The sequence below is a fragment of the Bradyrhizobium sp. WSM1417 genome, assembly GCF_000515415.1.
Taxonomy (GTDB): Bacteria; Pseudomonadota; Alphaproteobacteria; order Rhizobiales; family Xanthobacteraceae; genus Bradyrhizobium.
The window spans coordinates 3,129,811-3,150,791 of record NZ_KI911783.1 but is presented as its reverse complement, the minus strand read 5'-3'; the positions used below and the strand labels follow the sequence as shown (position 1 = coordinate 3,150,791).

The 20,981-nt window shown below is 64.9% G+C and carries 13 protein-coding genes; 3 read left to right on the top strand and 10 right to left on the bottom strand.

What is annotated here, in order from left to right:
* Positions 1–2 precede the first annotated feature (2 nt).
* From BRA1417_RS0115150 to BRA1417_RS0115115, 8 genes are all read right to left on the bottom strand, one after another.
* The gene (locus BRA1417_RS0115150) at positions 3–1,691 is read right to left on the bottom strand and encodes a methyl-accepting chemotaxis protein (protein ID WP_027516464.1); all 1,689 of its coding nucleotides are present in this window, start codon (positions 1,689–1,691) and stop codon (positions 3–5) included.
* A 284-nt stretch (positions 1,692–1,975) separates the two neighbouring features.
* Positions 1,976–3,946, bottom strand: coding sequence for a methyl-accepting chemotaxis protein (locus BRA1417_RS0115145; protein WP_027516463.1), 1,971 nt, complete (start codon positions 3,944–3,946; stop codon positions 1,976–1,978).
* Between the two features lie 193 nt (positions 3,947–4,139).
* A complete protein-coding gene (locus BRA1417_RS0115140; protein WP_027516462.1) occupies positions 4,140–6,209 on the bottom strand; it encodes a methyl-accepting chemotaxis protein in 2,070 nt (689 codons plus the stop codon).
* 410 nt (positions 6,210–6,619) lie between these two features.
* Positions 6,620–8,353 carry a methyl-accepting chemotaxis protein gene (locus tag BRA1417_RS0115135; RefSeq protein ID WP_027516461.1) on the bottom strand — a complete coding sequence of 578 codons (1,734 nt, stop codon included), beginning with the start codon at positions 8,351–8,353 and terminating at the stop codon, positions 6,620–6,622.
* Positions 8,354–8,560: 207 nt separating this feature from the next.
* Positions 8,561–8,812 carry a hypothetical protein gene (locus tag BRA1417_RS0115130; RefSeq protein ID WP_027516460.1) on the bottom strand — a complete coding sequence of 84 codons (252 nt, stop codon included), beginning with the start codon at positions 8,810–8,812 and terminating at the stop codon, positions 8,561–8,563.
* A 160-nt stretch (positions 8,813–8,972) separates the two neighbouring features.
* Positions 8,973–9,572 (bottom strand): hypothetical protein, encoded by a 600-nt coding sequence (locus tag BRA1417_RS0115125; protein ID WP_027516459.1) that lies wholly within the window; start codon positions 9,570–9,572, stop codon positions 8,973–8,975.
* 112 nt (positions 9,573–9,684) lie between these two features.
* Complete coding sequence (locus tag BRA1417_RS0115120; protein ID WP_027516458.1) at positions 9,685–10,671, bottom strand: MDR family oxidoreductase; 987 nt, start codon at positions 10,669–10,671, stop codon at positions 9,685–9,687.
* 39 nt (positions 10,672–10,710) lie between these two features.
* Positions 10,711–11,964: an MFS transporter gene (locus BRA1417_RS0115115; protein WP_027516457.1), complete on the bottom strand. Its 1,254-nt coding sequence runs from the start codon at positions 11,962–11,964 to the stop codon at positions 10,711–10,713.
* A gap of 329 nt (positions 11,965–12,293) precedes the next feature.
* Between BRA1417_RS0115115 and nadA the strand changes: the two genes are divergently transcribed.
* From nadA to nadC, 3 genes are read left to right on the top strand one after another with little or no spacing between them, the layout of a single operon-like run.
* Positions 12,294–13,400: a quinolinate synthase NadA gene (gene nadA, locus BRA1417_RS0115110; protein WP_027516456.1), complete on the top strand. Its 1,107-nt coding sequence runs from the start codon at positions 12,294–12,296 to the stop codon at positions 13,398–13,400.
* A 9-nt stretch (positions 13,401–13,409) separates the two neighbouring features.
* Positions 13,410–15,011: an L-aspartate oxidase gene (locus BRA1417_RS0115105; RefSeq protein WP_027516455.1), complete on the top strand. Its 1,602-nt coding sequence runs from the start codon at positions 13,410–13,412 to the stop codon at positions 15,009–15,011.
* Positions 15,012–15,022: 11 nt separating this feature from the next.
* Positions 15,023–15,901, top strand: a complete 879-nt coding sequence (nadC, locus tag BRA1417_RS0115100; RefSeq protein WP_027516454.1) for a carboxylating nicotinate-nucleotide diphosphorylase — start codon at positions 15,023–15,025, stop codon at positions 15,899–15,901.
* Between the two features lie 162 nt (positions 15,902–16,063).
* Here nadC and BRA1417_RS0115095 read toward each other — a convergent pair whose 3' ends face one another.
* Together BRA1417_RS0115095 and ppdK are read right to left on the bottom strand one after the other, a co-directional pair.
* Complete coding sequence (locus tag BRA1417_RS0115095) at positions 16,064–17,518, bottom strand: cell wall hydrolase (RefSeq protein WP_027516453.1); 1,455 nt, start codon at positions 17,516–17,518, stop codon at positions 16,064–16,066.
* Between the two features lie 496 nt (positions 17,519–18,014).
* Positions 18,015–20,969 carry a pyruvate, phosphate dikinase gene (gene ppdK, locus BRA1417_RS0115090; protein ID WP_027516452.1) on the bottom strand — a complete coding sequence of 985 codons (2,955 nt, stop codon included), beginning with the start codon at positions 20,967–20,969 and terminating at the stop codon, positions 18,015–18,017.
* Between the last annotated feature and the right edge of the window lie 12 nt (positions 20,970–20,981).

Below are 20,981 nucleotides of genomic sequence, written 5' to 3'. Positions count from 1 at the left end.
GATCAGGCCGCGCGAACTGATTCCAGGAACTGGGCGACCTCGACTTTGAGACGGGTGCTGTCGGTCGCCAGCGATTTCGCCGCCGACAGTACCTCGGTCGAAGCCTCGCCGGTCTCGATCGCGCCGCGCTGCACGTTGGTAATGTTCGACGAGACCTCCTGCGTGCCGACCGAGGCCTGCTGCACGTTACGCGAGATTTCCTGCGTGGCGGCGCCCTGCTCCTCGACGGCGGCAGCGATGGCCGCAGCCACCTCGGACAGCCGCTCGATGGTGCCGCCGATCTCCTGGATGGCACTGACCGATTCCTGCGTCGCCCCCTGGATGCCCGCGACCTGCGCCCCGATCTCGCCCGTTGCTTTCGCAGTCTGCTCCGCCAGGGCCTTGACCTCGGAGGCGACGACCGCGAAGCCGCGGCCCGCATCGCCCGCACGCGCGGCCTCGATGGTCGCGTTCAGCGCCAGCAGATTGGTCTGGCCCGCGATCGTGTTGATGAGCTCGACGACGTCGCCGATGCGAGACGCTGCCTGCGACAGCGCGTTGACGCGGTCGTTGGTCCGCGCCGCCTGCTCGACGGCCTCCGCCGCCATCCGCGCCGAATCCTGCACGCGGCGGCTGATCTCGGTGATGGAGGACGACAGCTCCTCCGAAGCGGATGCCACCGCCTGGACGTTGGTCGAGGCTTCCTCGGAGGCGGCCGCGACGACGGTCGCGAGTTCCTGTCCGCGCTGCGCGGTGTTGGTCAGCGTCGAGGCGGAGGCCTCGAGCTCGGTCGAGGCCGAGGACACGGTTCCGACGACCTCGCCGATCATGGCTTCGAATTTGCGGGTGATGGCGTCGACGCGGCGGCCGCGTTCGATCTTGGCTTCGGCATCGCGCGCGGCGGCCTCGTCGGCGGCCTTCTTGGCGATCAGCGCCTCCTTGAAGATCTGCAGCGCATCCGCCATCGAGCCGATCTCGGTCTTTTCGCCGCGATGCGGCACCTCGGCCGAAAGATCGCCCTCGCCGAGCGACTGCATCGGGCTGATGATCGAGGCAATGCCACGAGAAACGTCGCGCACGAGATAATAGGCGGCGCCGATCGCGATCACGACCGAAAGCACGATGATCCCGACCAGCACGCGGAAGATCATGGCATAGCTGTCGGCGGCCTGCTTGGTCTCCAGCTCGGCGCCGCGATTGTTCATCTCGATGCCCTTCTGGAGCAGGGGGTCGGCGGCCTGCGCCATCTTCGCGACCTTGGTCTGCAGCAGCTCGTTGGCGTCGGCCGGGAAGCGGCCGACATTCTTGCGCGACAGCGCCATCACGTCCTGCACGCCGTTCAGATAGTCGGCCCACGCCGTGCTCCATTGCCCATAGAGCGAGCGCTCCTCGGCGGAGGTGATCAGCGGCTCGTAGACCTTGCGGGTCTGGTCGATACGCGCCCGCAACGAGGCCAAGCGCTTTTCGGCGGCGTCCTTGCCCTCAACGCTGTCCTGCATCAGATGCAGACGGAGCGCGACGCGCAGCTCGTTGATGTCGGCGCGAAGCGAGCCGAGCGCGCGCACGCTGGGCAGCCAGCTCTCCGCGATCTCGACCGTATGGGAATTGATGTTCTGCATGGTGCCGATCGCCGTCACGCCGACGCCGGCGAGCGAAAGAACGAGGACCGACAGCACGGCCAGAAGCTTGAAGACGATCGACAATTTCGACATCACGACAAATCCCGATGTTACCTGACAACGCGCAAATCACTTGCGCCGTAACCGCCACGACGGTGGCGAGACGGATGTCAGTTCAACAATGCTGGCTGGTTCTTATCCCGTGAGATTGCACACATAATCGCAAGCAGGCGTTAACAGGGGCCTACGTAAAATTACGGGACACTTCCGGCAGTCGCAATTTCTCTTGCAACCATCTGTTGCAGCTCGCAGCCACCTCATGCTGCGGCGCGCAGCCTGCCCGCTTGCGCCATAACATGGAACCGAGGCGGCGGCTGTCACGCCGCCCGTACCGATTCCAGGAAGCGTGCGACTTCGCTCTTCAACCGGTTGCTCTCTTGCGAGAGCGATTGCGCTGCCGAATGCACCTGCGCCGAGGCAGCCCCGGTTTCGCCTGCGCCGCGCTGGACGTCGCCGATATTCGCCGAGACTTCGGAGGTGCCATTCGCGGCGTGCTGGATGTTGCGGGAGATCTCCTGCGTGGCGGCGCCCTGCTCCTCGACCGCGGCGGCAATGGTCGACGAGATCTCCGACATCCGCGCGATGGTGTCGCCAATCTCCTTGATCGCGCCGACTGAGTCTTGCGTCGCGGTCTGGATCGCGCCGATGTGCTGGCTGATCTCGCCGGTCGCTTTCGCAGTCTGCTCGGCGAGCGCCTTCACTTCGGTCGCGACCACGGCAAAGCCCTTGCCGGCTTCGCCCGCCCGCGCCGCCTCGATCGTCGCGTTGAGCGCCAGCAGATTGGTCTGGCTGGCGATGGTGTTGATCAGCTCGACCACGTCGCCGATGCGGGAGGCGGCCTTGGTCAGCTCGGCGACGCGCGCATTGGTGCGCTGGGCCTGCCCGACCGCGACATCAGCGACACGCGCCGATTCCTGCACCTGGCGGCTGATTTCGGAGATTGAGGAGGTCATTTCCTCGCTCGCTGAAGATACCGACTGCACGTTCGCGGAGGCCTCTTCGGAGGCGGCCGCCACGACGGTGGCAAGTCCGTTGCCGCGCTCGGCGGCCTGCGTCAGCGTGTTCGAGGAGGCCTCGAGCTCGGTTGCAGCCGACGACACAGTATCGATGATCTCGCCGACCGCGCCCTCGAAGTTATCGGCAAGCCGGTGCATGTCGGCCTTACGCTGCTGGCGCCCGCGCGCCTCAGCTTCGATCTGCTCGATGCGCAGCCGCTCGGCCTCCGCCATGTTGGTCCTGAACACCTCGACGGCACTGGCCATCTCGCCGATCTCGTCCCTGCGCCCGACGCCGGGGACGGAAATCGAAAGCTCGCCGCGCGCAAGCCGCGTCATCGCACCGACCATGCCGGCAAGCGACTTCGAGATCGAACGCCCCAGAAGGAACCCGACCGCGGCGAGCACGACGACGGTAACGCCGAAGGCGACCATCATCCACATGCGCACGGCATCGCGGGTCGCAGCTTCCGCAACGTCGGCCTGCTTGTACAAGCTTTCGACTGTATTGCGCACCTCGACCATACCCGGCTCGAGCTCGCGGAAAGTCTTCATCATGCTGGCGTCAAGGTTTGCGCTCTGCTGTGCAGTGTCGGCCCACGCCGTGAACTCGGACTGGTATTTCTGCAGCTTGGCCGTGATGTCGTTCATCACCGCCGTAGGGACCGCGACGACCTCTATCGCCTTGGAGAATTCGACTGCGGCCTTCTTCATCTCGGCGATGTATTTTGGGTCGCGCCGCAGCATGAAGTCCTTCTCATGCCGGCGCATCATCAGCATCCAGCTCGTGGTCCTGGGATCGTCGATCTCCTTGAGCTTGGCTTCGATGTCGTGCACCGCGGCGCGGAGCGAGCCGGACAGGCCCAGCGTCTCGTTCAGGCCGAGCCGGGATTCCGCGGTAACCAATTTGCCGAAGTCCGAGGCGTATCGCTTGAAGCCGTCCTGGGCCTGCTTCATCCGGTCGGACAGCGCGCTCATGCCGCCGGCCGACATCAGCCGCTCGACCTCGTCGAAGTCGCGATTGATCGGCCCCATCAATTCGGCATGGGCCTTGGCGTAGCTCTCGTTGCGGCGCTGCTGAAAGTTCTTCTCGTTGCGGCGGGCCTCCAGCATCTCGATCGAGAGCTGCTTGTTCAGATCAGCGATCGCACGAGCGCGGTTGGCGACGGCCCGCGAGGCATCCTGGGAGAGGCTGCCGATCTGGTAGATGGCGCCGAAGGCGGTGAGACCGACGAGACCGAAAAGTCCGATCGCCATGACCTTGTGAGTGAGACGGATGGAAAGGCCGCTCATGAGTGTGCTCCAATACGTCGATACGCAATACAGGAGGGCGACTCAGCGCCCGGAATATTGCGGGGATCATGACTGCATCGGTTTTCCGGAAGGTTAACCCTGCGCGGTCTTCGTCGCGGCGCCGCGATACGCACGCGCGCAAACGCCGCGCTTCTACGCGCGGCGGTTGCAGTTCTCTCATGATATGCGCCCGTCACGCTGCGCGCACGGTATCGAGGAAGTTGCCGACCTCGAGCTTAAGGCGGTTGCTGTTTCCGGAGAGCGACTGGGCCGCCGCCAGCACCTGCGACGACGCCGAGCCGGTCTCGCTCGCCCCGCGCTGCACATCGGTGATGTTGGACGAGACCTGATGGGTGCCTTCCGCCGCCTGCTGCACGTTGCGGGAGATTTCCTGTGTCGCCGCGCCCTGCTCTTCCACGGCAGCCGCGATGGTGGAGGAAATCTCCGAGAGCTTCATGATAGTGCCGCTGATGTCCTTGATTGCGCCGACCGAATGCTCGGTCGCGGTCTGGATGCTGGCGATCTGCTGCCCGATCTCGCCGGTGGCCTTCGCGGTCTGTTCGGCGAGTGCCTTGACCTCGGAAGCGACGACCGCAAAGCCGCGACCGGCTTCGCCGGCGCGCGCGGCCTCGATGGTCGCGTTGAGCGCCAGGAGATTGGTCTGACCCGCGATGGTGTTGATCAGCTCGACCACGTCGCCGATCCGCGTCGCCGCTTCGGACAATTCGCTGACACGCTCGGTGGTGACACGCGCCTGGCCGACAGCTTCGTTGGCCACGCGGGCCGATTCCTGCACCTGCCTGCTGATCTCGGTGATAGAGGACGACAGCTCCTCGGTCGCGGACGCCACCGCCTGCACGTTGGTGGACGCCTCCTCGGAGGCCGCAGCAACCACGGTCGTGAGCTGCTGCCCACGCTCCGCAGTCGATGTGAGCGTCGACGCCGAGGCTTCCAGCTCGGTCGCTGCCGAGGACACGGTTTCGACGATCTCCCCGATCGCGGCTTCGAAGCCGTCGGCCAGCTTCCGCATCTCCGCCTTGCGCTGCTCGGCTGCCCGCTTCTCGACCGCAGCGTGCTCGCCACGCATGCGTTCGACTTCGAGGCCGTTTTGCTTGAAGACTTCAACGGTCCGGGCCATCTCGCCGACTTCGTCACCTCGGCGGGTGCCTGGCACGACCGTCGTGAAGTCGCCATTGGCGAGCCCACCCATCGCTGCCGAAATGGCTGAAAGCGGCTTGAGGATGCGGCCAAAGGTGATCCAGAAACTGAGGCCAGCGAGCATTACCGAGGCGCAGAGCAACACGGCCGTGAAAACGAAATTGCGAGTGCTGACTTCCGCCTGCATCGTGGCTTCGCGGTCAGCGGCCGCGCCAATGGCTTCACCGAGCTTCAGCACCGCATTGATGCCGGCAGTGGCCCGCGTGAAGTACTCGGGTCCCGTGATCTTGTAGTCCCCGCTTTCGCCACCGGCGAGCACAAGCGCCCGCGTTTCACCGTAGGCTCCAAAATAGGACTTCTCGACCTCCGTCATCGCCTCGCCGATCTGCACGGTGAGGTCGAAGCGCAGCCGCACCGGCAATACCGTGTCCCATGCGAGTTCGACCTTGGCCCGCAGCGCCGAAAGGCGCTCATAGCCCTCCATCCCGAGCTTCGCGCGCGCACCGACGACCCCAGCCAGCAGGGCCCGTTCCCTTCCGGCATTCTCGGCCATCTGAGCTGTCAGATGTCGCAAGCCGATGAGCTGGGCCAGCCTGGCTACGGGCGGGCTGGTGAGCGTTTCGAGCGTCAGCCGCAAGCGGTTGCTCGCGACGTCGATCACCTCCGTGATTATTGGCGCGAAGCCATCTACGAGGTCAGGCTCGCGTTCGACGCGCGGGCGCGACATTCCCGCGTCGGCCTTCTCACGCAAGAGACGCAGCGCCTCGAATTTCGCCGCGGCGTCCGCAATCTGTCTTTGCCCCGCCGTCATTTCGGGAATCGCGCTGATATCGAGCACGGCTTGGCGAAAGGCCTCGTCCGCTGTCGCGCGCGCCTTTGCGATTTCGGCACGGCGCTCGGCGCTGACGACATCAGGAGACTTCAGCACGGCGTTGGTCAGCCCGCGTTCAATCGCCCAATGTCCTGCGCTGCGCAGCAGCAGTTGGGCAACTGCATTGACCTTCAGGAATGCCTCGGACTCTCGCCTCTTGAGGATGGCCTCATAGGCGATGAATCCGGCCGAGGCCAACCCAAGCAAGACCAGGGCAGAGATGATGATCGGCAAGATCGTGCCGATCCGAACATGTCCGATTCGTCTCCACGCGCTGGCGGCCTGAGTTCGGGCCTGCTGATGAGCAGGGCTCAACATGGTACGTTTCCCCCAAAGGAAACACGCAGCCAAGTCCTTGCCGGCTGCATGGACGTTGATCGCCCTTGCCGGAGAATCTAGTCCTCAGGCTTCGCATTCTGGTTAACGGGAGGGTTCGGAGAAATACTGAGATTCAGCCCAAATAGTTGAAATGGCAGAGATAATTTCGCGAGAAAGTTGTAAATTTCAGCTTGAGGTGGCCGCTGCTGGTTTTTGCAGCCGACGTTCGCCAAAGGCATGCGCGAGACGTTCGCGGCGACGATCGGATGCAAAAACGCCCCGCCTGAGGAGGTAGGGCGTCTCCCGAACTGTCTGGAACGAGGTTCTTAGGCGGCGCGCACGGTCTCGAGGAATTTTCCGACCTCGAGCTTGAGGCGGTTGCTGTCGCCGGACAATGACCGCGCGGCTGCCAGCACCTGCGACGATGCCGAGCCGGTTTCGCCTGCACCGCGCTGCACGTCGGTGATGTTGGACGAGACCTGATGGGTACCTTCGGCCGCCTGCTGCACGTTGCGGGAAATCTCCTGCGTCGCCGCGCCCTGCTCCTCGACGGCCGCGGCGATCGTGGACGATATCTCGGACAGCTTTTCGATGGTGTTGCTGATGGCGCTGATCGCGCTGACCGAGTCCTGCGTCGCCGCCTGAATGCCCGAAATCTGCTGGCCGATTTCGCCGGTCGCCTTTGCGGTCTGCTCGGCCAGCGCCTTGACCTCGGATGCGACGACGGCAAAACCGCGGCCGGCCTCGCCGGCGCGCGCGGCCTCGATGGTGGCATTGAGCGCCAGCAGATTGGTCTGGCCGGCGATGGTGTTGATCAGCTCGACCACGTCGCCAATGCGCGCCGCCGCCTTGGACAATTCGCCGACACGGTCGGTCGTGGTGCGGGCCTGAGTTACCGCCTCGCTCGCGACCCGCGCCGATTCCTGCACCTGGCGGCTGATCTCGGTGATCGAGGACGACAGCTCTTCGGTCGCAGAGGCAACCGACTGCACGTTGGTGGACGCCTCCTCGGAGGCGGCGGCCACCACTATCGTCACTTCCTGTGCCCGCTCCGCCGTAGAGGTCAGCGTCGCGGCCGAAGCCTCGAGCTCCGTCGCGGCGGAGGAGACGGTATCGACGATCTCGCCGACGGCGCCTTCGAAACTGTCGGCAAGCCTGCGCATATCGGCCTTGCGCTGCTCGGCCGCCACCTGGTCCTGCCGCATCTTGGCTTCCGCTTCTTCGCGCGCCTTCTGCTCCGACACGATCTTGAATTTCTCGACGGCCGCGGCGACGCCGCCGACCTCGTCCTTGCGGCCGAGACCCGGCAGAATAACAGAGAAGTCACCACCAGCGAGCTTGTCCATGGCAACCGTGAGCGCGCGGATCGGCCGCGCGATGGTCAGGAAGGACATCAGCCACGAGCCGATGAGGACGAGCACGGCGCACGCACCCACTACCATGCCGAGACGCTCGCTCGCCGCCATCTCCTGGCTCGCGGCAGCGATTTCTTCATCGCTCTTGTGCTTGGCGAAATCGGCAATCTCGCTGGTCAAATTGTCCAGCTGTGTGGCAAGCGGCAGCGTCACCTCGCGGATCTGGCGCGCGCCTTCCTCGGAAATCTTGGCGGCGCGGACGGGGTCCGTGGCCGCAACCGCAATGGCCTCGCTGCGAACAGAGGCGTTCTGCTGCGCGCCCTTCAGGTAATCGGCCGACGTAGACTTGAGCTTCTCCATCCGCGCGCGGTTTTCCGGGGCGTGCGACAACCTGAGCATGGAATCGACAACGCCGTTCAGTGCTTTCGACCGCTCCAGCAGAATCTCGCTCGCCTTCTGCAAATCACCCTGATTGTTGGCGAGACGCATGTCCCGTACAGCGAGCTGCATGCCACGTATCCCAAGCTTGGCTTCGGTGGCCTCGCGCACCAATTCCTGCTGCGCAATCGCTGCTTGGTTGGAATGACGCACGGTGTTGTTGCCGATGACCTGGCTCGCGATCATGGCGCCGACGAGAACAACGCCGAACGCCGAAGCGAGCGCGAGCTTGGTGCCGATTTGCAGATTCTGGATGAGTCTCGACATGAGGGCGTTTCCCGGGACTGCGCGGCCAAGTCATTGTCGGCCGCCCTCGGCGTTGATCGCCCTTGCCTAAAAACTGAGCTTCAGGTGTGGTTATCCGGTTAACGGCCGCCCCCGGACAACTACCGGACTCGCCAAAAATCCCTTTAAAAATGGCACGGTCTGCGCGCTTAACAGGTTAACCACACGCGGCGGTAGGATGCCCGATTTCTAGCCAGTGCGACCAAGGGCTTTCTGGCTCTCGCCGATCAGGCTGATCCGGAACACCGGCTCCTTGTTCTCGTCGAGCAGCTCCATGCGCCATTCGGCGTTCTGCTTCAGGCTGCGTGAGATGCCGCCGAGCAAATTGGCACAGACCTCGGTCATCTCGGTCCAGGCCGCAGCGCGATCCTCGAACTCATATGGCTGGTCGGCAGCACCGGAATAGCGGCCCGTGCTGATACGGAAGAAGTACAGCGACATCGTTGAACCCTTAATCGGGCCGCGCCCCCGGCCGTACGCAAACTGGCGCGCGAACAGCTACCAACGCATGAAAGCCGCCGTCCGTATGACTACGGCGCGGCGGCTTCGTGTTTGATGGCAGTTCTCAACGACAAGATGCGCGGGCTGTCCAGCGCCCAACTCACTGGGTCGAGCGGCGCAGCTCCAGTGGGGCGTCGTCCCTGGCGGGCTCCGATTTGGCTTGCGGCTTCACCGGCTCGAGCCGGCTACTCTCGATGCGCGGGGTCTCGACACGCGCGGCGACTTCGGTGTTGGGCGTGCCGACTGAACCCGTGTGTTCAGAGGTGCGCAGCGAGCGCGGCCGCGCGACGGCGCGCGCCATCAGCATCTGGTTGCCGCCCTGGTGATGGAAGTCGCAATAGGCGAAGCCCATCCCCGAAACCGAGCCGCGGAAACTGCGATCGTCGGTCTTTTCAAGGTTGAAACAGGGCTCGAACGGAATGCCCTTGATCGAGGCGCAGACGTTCTGGCCGCGAATCTGAAGCGTGTTGCCGGGCAGGCGGAGATGTTTCACTGGACCTGCACCTGAGAACTGCACGGCGCCGGCGGCGCCGAGGTCGTCCATGATGCGGCCAGCGCCGCGGGTGCCATCAAAGCAGGTGAAAGCAAACACCTTCCCGGCGACGAAGCGGCGCGCCTCATCGGCGTTCATGCTTCCAGCAATGGCCGGCGCAAGCGTCGCTATCGCCGTGACCGCCCCCAACACAATACGCGCAAGCATGCTCAACTCCGAACCAACCCCGCAGCGGGCTATGCCTTATCTCTTTACCCGCTGCTTACCATACTAACCATGGCGACATTGAAGCAGCATGGTTGGTAAAGTCTGAACGCCGTTAGACAATTTTTACCACGGTGCGACCGCGGACCTGGCCGGCCAGGATTTTCGCGCCCCACTCCGGAACTTCGGAAAGCGGAATTTCGTGAGTAATTTCAGCTAGTTTCGTCCGATCCAGATCGGACGCCAAGCGTTGCCAGGCGGCCCTCCGCGGCTCGATCGGGCACATCACGGAATCGATGCCGAGAAGGCACACCCCGCGCAAAATGAAGGGTGCGACGGAAGACGGCAGGTCCATGCCGCCGGCCAAGCCGCACGCCGCGATCGCGCCGCCGTACTTCGTCATCGACAGGAGGTTTGCGAGCGTGGTGGAGCCGACGCTGTCGAGGCCACCCGCCCAGCGCTCCCTCGCGATGGGCTTGGCGGCCGCCGACAATTCGTTGCGGTCGATCACCTCGGTCGCGCCGATCTCTTTCAGGTAGTCCGCTTCGGACGCACGGCCGGTGGAGGCGATGACATGATAGCCGAGCTTTGAGAGCACGGCGGTCGCAACCGAGCCGACGCCGCCCGCCGCGCCCGTCACCACGACCGGACCGCTGTTCGGCGAGACTCCGTGCTTCTCCAGCGCCAGCACGGACAGCATCGCGGTGAAGCCGGCGGTGCCGATCGCCATGGCGTCGCGGGCCGACAGGCCCTGCGGAAGAGCGACCAGCCAGTCGCCTTTCACCCGCGCCTTCTCGGCATAGGCGCCGAGATGGGTCTCGCCCATGCCCCAGCCGGTGCAGACGACCTTATCGCCCGCCTTCCATTGCGGATGCGAGGACTGCTCGACGGTGCCGGCGAAGTCGATGCCGGCAATCATCGGGAAGCGGCGCACCACCGGCGCCTTGCCGGTGAGCGCAAGGCCGTCCTTGTAGTTCAACGTCGACCATTCCACGCGGACGGTGACGTCGCCCTCCATCAGCTCGGCTTCGTCGAACTGCGTGAGTTGCGCGGTGGTGCCTTTGTCCGCCTTGTCGATCCGGATCGCCTTGAACGTCGCCACAGCAAACTCCCTGACTTGTTTCAGGGGATGTTTAGCCGATCAGGCAGGCTGCGCAACCGCCCGCTGGACCGGTTTCTCCACGATCGGAAGATTGATCAGCGCCGACAGCACGCCGAACAGGATCGAGAGCCACCAGATCGGCGTGTAGGAACCGAACCGCTCGAACACGATGCCGCCGAGCCAGACGCCGAGAAAGCCGCCGACCTGATGGCTGACGAAGGCGAAGCCATAGAGGGTGGCGAACCAGCGCGTGCCGAACATGATCGCGACCAGCGCCGAGGTCGGTGGCACCGTCGACAGCCAGGTCAGGCCGGAGACCGCGCCGAACGCAATCGCGGAGAACGGCGTGATCGGGAACGAGATGAAGGCAAGCGTCGCAAGCGCGCGGGTGAAGTAGATGGTCGAGAGGATATAGCGCTTGGGCAGGCTGTTCTGGAGATAGCCGACGCTCAGCGATCCCATGATGTTGAACAGGCCGATCGCGGCGATCACCCAGCCGCCGATTTGCGTGGAGATGCCGCTATCGACCAGGAAGGCCGGCAGATGCACCGTGATGAAGGCAAGCTGAAAGCCGCAGGTGAAGAAGCCGAGCACCAGCAGCACGTAGGAGCGATGGCCGAAGGCTTCCGCGAGCGCTTTGGTGAAGGTCTGCTGGTCCGCAGGCGCCGCGTTTGCGGTGCTTGCGACCGGCGGCGTCGAGAGCGCCAGCGCCAGCGGGATGATCAGCAGCATCAGGAAGCCGAACACGGTGAGCGCCTGTTGCCAGCCGAAATTGTCGATCAGCGCGACACCGATCGGTGCGAACAGGAATTGCCCGAACGATCCCGCCGCAGTACCGGCGCCGAGCGCAAGGCCGCGCTTCTCGGCCGGCAAGAGCTTGGTGAAGGCCGAGAGCACCAGATTGAACGAGCAGCCGGCGAGACCGAAGCCGACCATGACACCAGCGCCGATGTTGAGCGACAGCGGCGTCGAGGAATAGCGCATCAAGAGCAAGCCGCCGGCATAGAGCAGAGCGCCGACGCACATCACCCGGAACAGGCCGAAGCGATCGGCGACCGCGCCGGCGACGGGCTGGCCCAGTCCCCACAGCAAATTCTGAAACGCGATCGCGAGGCCGAACACGTCGCGGCCCCAGGCATATTCATGGCTCATCGGCTGTACGAAGAAGCCCAGCGCCGAGCGGGGGCCGAAGCCGAGCATCCCGATCGCGCAACCGCAGAGAATGATGATCGCCGGCGTGCGCCAGGAAGAGGAACGGGAGACCGAACCGAGCTCGCCCATCTGTGTCGACATGCTTTTCCTCGTGCGGCGTCGCGGATTCGCAAATAGCAGCCGCGAGCCAGCTCGTTTAATGCATCTGCATGAAAACCCCAAGCCAAAAACGATTGCGTTCCGCGAAGAGCTGACGCGGGAGCATTGCATTTCCTAGCGGCCTCAGCTGACACGCCGAGGGGCCCGACTTGACGGAAATGTGTGCGGCGAGATCTAGCGGCTCCCAACATGACGTGTTAATTTCTATTTGCTCATATGGAGCATATCAAATGATGCCCGGCCTGTCGGCCGGATTTCTCAGGCTCAATATATGCTCAGATTGAGTATAATAACGTGCACAGGAGGCTTCGATGCCGCTAGCTGGAATTTACGGCCCCGACGACTTTGCCAACCGGCCCCTGGGCGAGATCATCACCCCGGCCCGGACCGAGCAGGCGCGAACCGGACCTTCGCTGCCGATGCCTTCGCTGGATTGGACGCCGGAGGTCGAGCGAGCCACCGCGCCGCTTTACGAGCGCGTGAAACACGTCATCCCGCCGACCGAATGGCCGCTGATGGCCCCGACGATCAAGGCGATCAACGAGCTGAAGCAGGCCCGGGGTGCGGTGATCCTCGCGCACAATTACCAGGCGCCGGAGATCTTTCACTGCGTCGCCGACATCGGCGGTGATTCGCTCCAGCTCGCGTTCGAAGCCACCAGGGTGAAGGCCGGCATCATCGTCCAGTGCGGCGTGCACTTCATGGCGGAGACGTCGAAACTGCTCAATCCGGACAAGACGGTGCTGATTCCTGATACGCGCGCCGGCTGCTCGCTCGCCGCCAGCATCACCGGAGCCGACGTCCGCCTGCTCCGCGACAAATTTCCCGGCGTGCCCGTCGTTGCCTATGTCAACACCTCCGCGGAGGTGAAGGCCGAGGTCGATATCTGCTGCACCTCGTCGAACGCGGTGCAGGTGGTCGAGAGCCTCGGCGCGCCCAGCGTGATCTTCCTGCCCGACCGCTATCTCGCCACTTACGTGGCCTCGAAGACCGACGTGAAGATCATCGCCTGGAAGGGCGCCTGCGAGGTGCACGAGCGTTTTACCGGCGCCGAGCTGCGCAGCTACCGCGAGGCCGATCCCTCCGTGCAGATCATCGCCCATCCCGAATGCCCACCGGACGTGCTGGCCGAGGCCGACTTCACGGGCTCGACCGCGCACATGATCAAATGGGTGCGCGAGCGAAGACCGCGACGGCTGGTGATGATCACGGAATGCTCGATGGCCGACAATGTCCGCGCCGAGCTGCCCGATGTGGAGATGCTGCGCCCCTGCAACATCTGCCCGCACATGAAGCGCATCACGCTCGCTAACATTCTGGAGAGCCTGCTGACGCTTCGCGAGGAAGTGACGATCGATCCCACGCTCGCGGACCGCGCAAGGCGCTCGGTCGAGCGGATGATCAATATAAAGAATTGAGATAAAGCCATGACAAACAACATCAACACGCTCACCCGCTCCGACGACGTCGTCATCGTCGGCGGCGGCCTTGCCGGATTGTTCTGCGCGCTCAAGCTCGCGCCGCGGCCTGTGACATTGATCTCGGCCGCGCCGCTCGGACAGGGCGCGTCGTCCGCATGGGCGCAAGGCGGTATCGCCGCAGCAATGGCTGAAGGCGATACGCCGGAAGCGCACGCCGCGGACACGGTTGCAGTTGGCGGCGGCATCGTCGACGAAGCTGTCGCACTCGGGATCGCGCGCGAGGCCGCACCGCGGATTCACGATCTTCTCGCCTATGGCGTGCCGTTCGACCGCGATCTCGAAGGCAGGCTCGCAGTCGGGCGCGAAGCCGCACATTCGGCGCGCCGCATCGTGCATGTGCGTGGCGATGGCGCGGGCGCCGCCATCATCGCGGCGCTGAGCGATGCCGTGCGGCGCACGCGGTCGATCCGACTGATCGAAGGTTTCGTCGCCGAGGCGCTGTTGACCGAGGACGGCGCCGTCACCGGCCTTCAGTTGCGCGAACCCGACAATTTCGCCGCACGGCCGGTCCTGCTCGCCGCGCGGACGGTGGTGCTGGCCACGGGTGGCATCGGCCATCTCTATGCTGTCACCACCAATCCGCGCGAGGCCAGCGGATCCGGCCTTGCGACTGCTGCACGCGCAGGCGCGGTCATCGCGGATTCCGAGTTCGTGCAGTTTCACCCGACCGCCATCATGGTCGGCCGCGATCCCGCGCCGCTCGCCACGGAAGCGCTGCGCGGCGAAGGCGCGACGCTAATCAACGGCCGTGGCGAGCGTTTCATGGCGGCGCGTCATCCGCTCGCCGAGCTTGCACCGCGCGACATCGTGGCCCGCGGCGTGTTCGCGGAGATCTCAGCCGGGCGCGGCGCCTTCCTCGATGCCCGGCAAGCGCTGGGCGCGCGCTTCGCCGCCAAATTCCCGACCGTTCATGCAAGCTGCATCGCCGCCGGCATCGATCCCGCCACGCAGGCCATCCCGATCGCACCGGCGGCGCACTATCACATGGGCGGCATCGCGGTCGACCATCGCGGACGCAGCTCGATCGAAGGGCTCTGGGCCGGCGGCGAAGTGTCGTCCACCGGCGCGCACGGTGCGAGCCGGCTTGCGTCGAATTCGCTGCTGGAGGCCGTAGTCTACGCCGCGCGTATCGCCGACGACATCGCTGGCCGCACCATTCGCTCGCCCACACGACTGGCGGAGTTAGCGACGCCGCAGAGCGGCGCGCCGGATGCTGCGGCCGTGAAGCGGCTGCGGACGCTGATGAGCGCGCATGTCGGCGTGATCCGCGATCGTGACGGGCTCGCGGAAGCCGTTCGCAGCTTCGCCGCGCTCGAACGCGAGGCCACGAGCATTGCGGTGCGCAACATGGCCACGGCAGCCCTGCTCGTGGCGGCGTCGGCCTGGAACCGGTGCGAAAGCCGCGGCGCGCATTTCCGCTCCGACCATTCCGCGGACGTTCCCGCACTCGCGCAGCGCACGATGACGACTCTCGCAGCAGTGCGCGAGATCGCAGATGGCCTGACCGAACGCCCGACACCGCGCACCGCGCAACCCATGATCGCCTGACGGAGTTTGCCATGATCATCCCGACTTCTCTGCTCTATCCCGACGCCTTCCTCTCCCCGCTCGCGCTCGACGAGGCCGTGCACCGCGCGCTTGATGAGGATCTCGGCCGCGCCGGCGACATCACCTCGCTCGCGACGATCCCCGAGGCAACGAAGGCGCAAGCGATCCTGGTCGCACGGCAATCCGGCGTGATCGCCGGCTTGCCGCTGGCGCTCGCCACGTTGCAAAAACTCTCGCCCGAGATCGAGATACGCGCACATGTTCGCGACGCCGTGCGTGTCGCCCGCGGACAGCAGGTGCTGACGATCTCGGGGTCGGCCCGCGCCATCCTCACGGCGGAGCGGACCGCGCTGAACTTCGTCGGCCGCCTGTCGGGCGTTGCGACGCTCACAGCGGACTATGTTGCGCGCACCGAGGGCACCCGGATGCGGATCTGCTGCACGCGAAAGACCACGCCTGGGCTGCGCGCATTGGAGAAATACGCGGTACGCTGCGGCGGCGGCTTCAATCACCGCTTTGGGCTCGACGACGCGATCCTGATCAAGGACAACCACATCGCGGTCGCCGGCGGCATCCGCCCCGTGCTGGAGCGCGCCCGCGCCCATGCCGGCCATCTCGTCAAGATCGAGATTGAGGTCGACACGCTGGCGCAGTTGCGCGAGGTGCTCGACACCGGCCTTGCCGACGCCGTGCTGCTCGACAACATGGACATTGCGACGCTGCGCGAAGCCGTTGGGATCAACGAGGGACGCCTCGAACTGGAGGCATCCGGCGGTGTCACCCTGGACTCGATCGCCGCCATCGCGGCGACCGGCATCGACTACGCTTCAGCCGGCGCGTTGACGCATTCGGCGCCGAATCTCGACTGCGCGCTGGATATCGATGCGTGAGGCCAGTCTTCTCCCTCGCCCCGCTTGCGGGGAGAGGGTTGGGTTGAGGGGGAGCCTCCACAGGGAAGGTGAGAGTTGGACTCGTGGAGAGTCCCCCTCACCCAGATTGCATCTTCGATGTAATCTGACCTCTCCCCGCAAGCGGGGCGAGGTGAAGAACGTCTACCGCCGCTCGGTCGCGCCCATCTCGGCGGAGCTCTTGGCTTCCTGGGTGAGCTCGGCCGAGAGCGCGGCGGTCTGCGCGGGGGTCCCCCAGCTCGGTTCTTCGCTGCCGTCGCCCCAGGCGCGCGGGCGATAGAAGGTGTGGACACCGGTCTTGTACATCTTCTTCATCTCGGCGACCCAGGACGGGCGAACCCAGTAGGCGTGGTAGTGCGTGGACTTGCCGACCTCGGGCAGCCAGATCTGGCCGTCGAGCATGGCTTTCGAAATCCTTTTCGCACGCTCCCACATCTCGGGCTCGCGGATCACGTCGGCATTGTTGTCGCAGGCGAAGGTGAACTGGCAGGCGAGATGGCGGTGTTTGTTCTGATAGACCGCGCCGCACACGGTGTCCGGATATTTGCCGGAGAACACGCGGTTCATCACCACCTGCGCAACCGCCATCTGACCGCGCACGGCCTCGCCGCGGGACTCGAAATAGACGGCCTCCGCGAGGCATTTTTCGGACTTCGCGCGCGACTTGTCGTCGAGCGCGAGCCGTTCCGCCGGCGATCTGGCGCGTTGGTTGTCGACGTTGACCTCTCCCTTCGGCGCGACACTCTCGCCGCTCTCGATATCCTTCGCAATATCCTGCGACGGCGGCGACAGCGAGGCCGTCACCTTCATGTCGGGGTCGGGCATCACGATCAGCGGCTCTGCACCGGGTTGCCAGCTCTCGATGCTCTCGACGTTGCCGCCGAGCGAGGAGCTGCCGAAGAACAGGTTCGACGTCTTGACGCGGAATGGATCGCGCGGCGGCGCAGCCGGAATGGTGGCCTGCTTCAGCGCTTCAAGCGGCTGGAGCGCGATCGAGCGCGCAACGTCACTGGCTTGTGGCGCATTGGTGTATTGCGGCAGCGGCGGCGCGCGCAGCGCTTCCGCGAGTTCAGGATCCAGCGCGGCCGCGGACTCCGGCGACATCGCCTGTGGCAGCGCGACGGTCTTGGCGCCGAACACCGAGCTGTTCGACGTCGCGGGATCTTCCTGCGTCGGCGCTGCCGTCGGCGCGCCCGCTTCGGGAGCCTGCGTCGGTGTGACGGTTGCGAGGCGGTCACCCTTCATGGAGCGATCGACCTTGGGAAAATCGGCGGCCTGGTAGCGCGGCGGCGCCTGAAGCGCCGGATTGCGGCTGATCGCGCCGGTGACATCGCGGCCGTCGAGGCTCGCGAGGCGAACCATAGCGCTCTGCGGCGCCGAAGTGCCGATCGGCCGGGAAAAACTGTAGGTGGCGAGCTGTATGGAGGACGCAGCAGAGAACACCTGCTTCTGCCAACGCTCCGCGACGCCGGGTTGGCGCGCCAGCAGCGAGGCAATGTCCTGATAGCCGGTCTCTCTCGGCATCAATGCGAAGATGCAGAGACCGATGCCGAAGGACGCGAACCGCGCGCCCTTCGGATGGGTACGCAACAAAAACATCGATACGCTCACGCTACGCTTACGCTAGAAAAATCGAGCCGCAGTACATCCGTGCAATTCGATCTTTATCGTGAGTATCTAATTTAGGTTGCCGGGGCGTTAATCGGCGTTGCGCATGCGGCACACGCAAGCAATCGCAGGTGTTTTCACGGGGTGATGATGCGCGTTGGTAAATGCGCCCTCACGCGACGGGGTAAACAATTGGTCAACGCGAATGGTGAAGGAACTGTTGCGCGCACGTGTCATTGCGGGACGTGCGATGGGTTCCCGGTGTTGCAACATCATCCGCTGTCATGCCCCGACTTGATCGGGGCATCCAGTATGCCGCGGCTTCTACGTTCTAGCACTCACGTCTCGGCGTACTGGATCGCCCGGTCAAGCCGGGCGATGACAGCGAGTGTGTGGTGATGCAATGACGGTGCGGAAGCAGTCGAGCCTCAAAAAGAAAGAGGCGGGGTTTGGCCCCGCCTCTCCGCATTCAGCATTTCAAATCGGCTTATGCCTGGCTCGCGACCGCCTTGCCGAGCGCGGCTTGCGCGGCGGCGAGGCGGGCGATCGGGACGCGGTAGGGCGAGCAGGAGACGTAGTCGAGGCCGATCGCATGGCAGAAGGCGACGGAGGCGGGATCGCCGCCGTGCTCGCCGCAGATGCCGACCTTGAGCGAGGCGCGCGTCTTACGACCGCGTGCGACGCCGATCTTGACGAGCTCGCCGACGCCTTCCTGGTCGAGCGCGACGAAGGGATCGATCGGCAGGATGCCCTTGGACACGTAAGTCCCCAGGAAGCTCGCGGCATCGTCACGGCTGATGCCATACGTCGTCTGCGTGAGGTCGTTGGTACCGAATGAGAAGAACTCGGCGCTCTCCGCGATCTCGGCCGCGAGCAGGCAGGCGCGCGGCAGCTCGATCATGGTGCCGACTTGATAGGTCAGCTTGGTGTTGGTGTCGCGCATCACCGCCTTCGCGGTGGCATCGATTCGCGCCTTGACAAGGTCGAGCTCCATCTTGGTGGCGATCAGCGGCACCATCACCTCGAGGCCGACGGCCTTGCCGGTGCGCTTCTCGGCCTCGACCGCTGCTTCGAAGATCGCACGCGCCTGCATTTCGGCGATCTCGGGATAGGCGATCGCGATACGGCAGCCGCGGAAGCCGAGCATCGGATTGAACTCCGACAGCTCGCGCGCGCGGTCGGCCAGGCGCCGCGGGTCGGTGTTCATGGCGCGCGCCACTTCCTCGACCTCGGCATGGGTGTGCGGCAGGAACTCGTGCAGCGGCGGATCAAGCAAGCGGATCGTGACGGGCAGGCCCTTCATGATCTCGAACAGCTCGACGAAGTCGGCGCGCTGCATCGGCAGCAGCTTTGCCAGCGCAGCGCGTCGCGACTGCTCGTCCTCGGAGAGGATCATCTCGCGCACCGTGCGGATGCGCGTCTCCTCGAAGAACATGTGCTCGGTACGGCAGAGGCCGATGCCTTCCGCGCCGAACTTGATCGCGGTGTGCGCGTCCTCCGGCGTGTCCGCGTTGACGCGCACGCCGATCTTGCGGACCTGGTCGGCCCATTTCATCAGCGTGCCGAACTCGCCGGACAGCTCGGGCTCGATCATCGGCATGCGGCCGGCAAGCACCTGGCCGAGCGAGCCGTCGATGGTGATGACGTCGCCGGTCTTGAAGGTGCGCGAGCCGATGCTCATGGTGCCGCGGCCGTAATCGACGCGGATGGTGCCGCAGCCGGAGACGCAGGGCTTGCCCATGCCGCGCGCGACCACTGCAGCGTGCGAGGTCATGCCGCCGCGGGTGGTCAAGATGCCTTCGGCAGCGTGCATGCCGTGGATGTCTTCGGGGCTGGTCTCGATCCGGACCAGGATCACCTTGCGGCCGTCGGCCTGAAGCTTGGCCGCTTCGTCCGAGGAGAACACGATCTCGCCGGAGGCCGCACCCGGCGAGGCCGGCAGGCCGGTCGCGATCACGTCGCGCTTGGCGTTGGGGTCGATGGTCGGATGCAGCAGCTGGTCGAGCGAGGCGGGGTCGATCCGCGTCACCGCTTCCTTCTTGGTGATCAGGCCTTCATTGGCGAGCTCGACCGCGATGCGCAGCGCCGCCTTGGCCGTACGCTTGCCGCCGCGGGTCTGCAGCATCCAGAGCTTGCCCTGCTCGACCGTGAACTCCATGTCCTGCATGTCGCGGTAGTGCTTCTCGAGCAGCGTGTAGATCCGCGTCAGCTCCTTAAAGGCCTCCGGCATCGCCGATTCCATCGACGCCTTGTCGGAGCCCGAGTCATTGCGCGCTTCCTCGGTGATGTCCTGCGGCGTGCGAATGCCCGCCACCACGTCCTCGCCTTGCGCGTTGATCAGGAACTCGCCGTAGAGCTTGCTCTCGCCGGTCGAGGGATTGCGCGTGAAGGCAACGCCGGTCGCCGAGGTCTCGCCCATGTTGCCGAACACCATGGCTTGCACGTTGACCGCCGTGCCCCAGGATTCCGGAATATCATGCAGCCTGCGGTAGGTCACCGCGCGCGCGTTCATCCAGGATGAAAACACCGCGCCAATCGCGCCCCAGAGCTGGTCGTGCGGATCCTGCGGAAAATCCTTGCCGGTTTCGCGCGCGACGGCGTCCTTGTACTTGCCGACCAGATCGACCCAGTCGTCGGCGGTGAGATCGGTGTCGAGCGTGTAGCCCTGGCTGTCCTTGAAGGTGTCGAGGATTTCCTCGAAATGATGATGCTCGAAGCCGAGCACCACGTCCGAATACATGGTGATGAAGCGGCGATAGCTGTCATAAGCGAAGCGGCGATCGCCCGAGAGTTCCGACAGCGCTTCCACGGTCTCGTCGTTGAGGCCAAGATTGAGCACCGTGTCCATCATGCCCGGCATCGAGGCGCGGCCGCCGGAGCGCACGGAGACGAGCAGCGGGTTCTTGGAATCGCCGAAGATCTTGCCGGTCAACTTGCCGATATGATCGAGCGCCTTCTCAACCTGAGACCGCAGTTCCTTGGGGTAGGATTTGTCGTGCGCGTAGAAATAGGTGCAGACCGAGGTCGGGATGGTGAAGCCCGGAGGGACCGGCAGGCCGAGATTGGCCATCTCGGCGAGGTTGGCGCCCTTGCCGCCGAGCAGGTCGCGCATCTCCGCTTTGCCTTCGGCCTTGCCGTCCCCAAAGGTGAACACCCACTTGCCGGCCTTGGCCGCAACAGGCGCAGCCTTGGTTAGGGCAGCCTTGCTCGGTGCCGGCTTCGCGGCGACCTTCGGCGCAACCGGCTTCTTTGGCGCCTTCGCAACAGCCTTTGAAACGGCCTTGGCGGCAGGCTTCACAGCCGGCTTGGCGGCAGCCTTGGCAACCGGCTTCGGGGCGCGCTTGGCAAGTGCCTTGCGCGCCGCCGGCGCGGCTTTCGTCTTGGCGGAGGACTTTGATTTCGCTGGCATTTTCGCTGAAGTTTTCGAGGCGACTTTGGCCATAGCTTGCACACA

Bases quoted from the DNA above. Each gene is read 5' to 3' on its own strand.
- BRA1417_RS0115150 (WP_027516464.1), bottom strand. From the start codon at position 1,691: ATGTCGAAATTGTCGATCGTCTTCAAGCTTCTGGCCGTGCTGTCGGTC.
- BRA1417_RS0115125 (WP_027516459.1), bottom strand. From the start codon at position 9,572: ATGCTTGCGCGTATTGTGTTGGGGGCGGTCACGGCGATAGCGACGCTT.
- BRA1417_RS0115115 (WP_027516457.1), bottom strand. From the start codon at position 11,964: ATGTCGACACAGATGGGCGAGCTCGGTTCGGTCTCCCGTTCCTCTTCC.
- BRA1417_RS0115105 (WP_027516455.1), top strand. From the start codon at position 13,410: ATGACAAACAACATCAACACGCTCACCCGCTCCGACGACGTCGTCATC.
- BRA1417_RS0115095 (WP_027516453.1), bottom strand. From the start codon at position 17,518: ATGTTTTTGTTGCGTACCCATCCGAAGGGCGCGCGGTTCGCGTCCTTC.
- BRA1417_RS0115130 (WP_027516460.1), bottom strand. From the start codon at position 8,812: ATGTCGCTGTACTTCTTCCGTATCAGCACGGGCCGCTATTCCGGTGCT.
- BRA1417_RS0115135 (WP_027516461.1), bottom strand. From the start codon at position 8,353: ATGTCGAGACTCATCCAGAATCTGCAAATCGGCACCAAGCTCGCGCTC.
- nadA (WP_027516456.1), top strand. From the start codon at position 12,294: ATGCCGCTAGCTGGAATTTACGGCCCCGACGACTTTGCCAACCGGCCC.
- BRA1417_RS0115145 (WP_027516463.1), bottom strand. From the start codon at position 3,946: ATGAGCGGCCTTTCCATCCGTCTCACTCACAAGGTCATGGCGATCGGA.
- nadC (WP_027516454.1), top strand. From the start codon at position 15,023: ATGATCATCCCGACTTCTCTGCTCTATCCCGACGCCTTCCTCTCCCCG.
- ppdK (WP_027516452.1), bottom strand. From the start codon at position 20,969: ATGGCCAAAGTCGCCTCGAAAACTTCAGCGAAAATGCCAGCGAAATCA.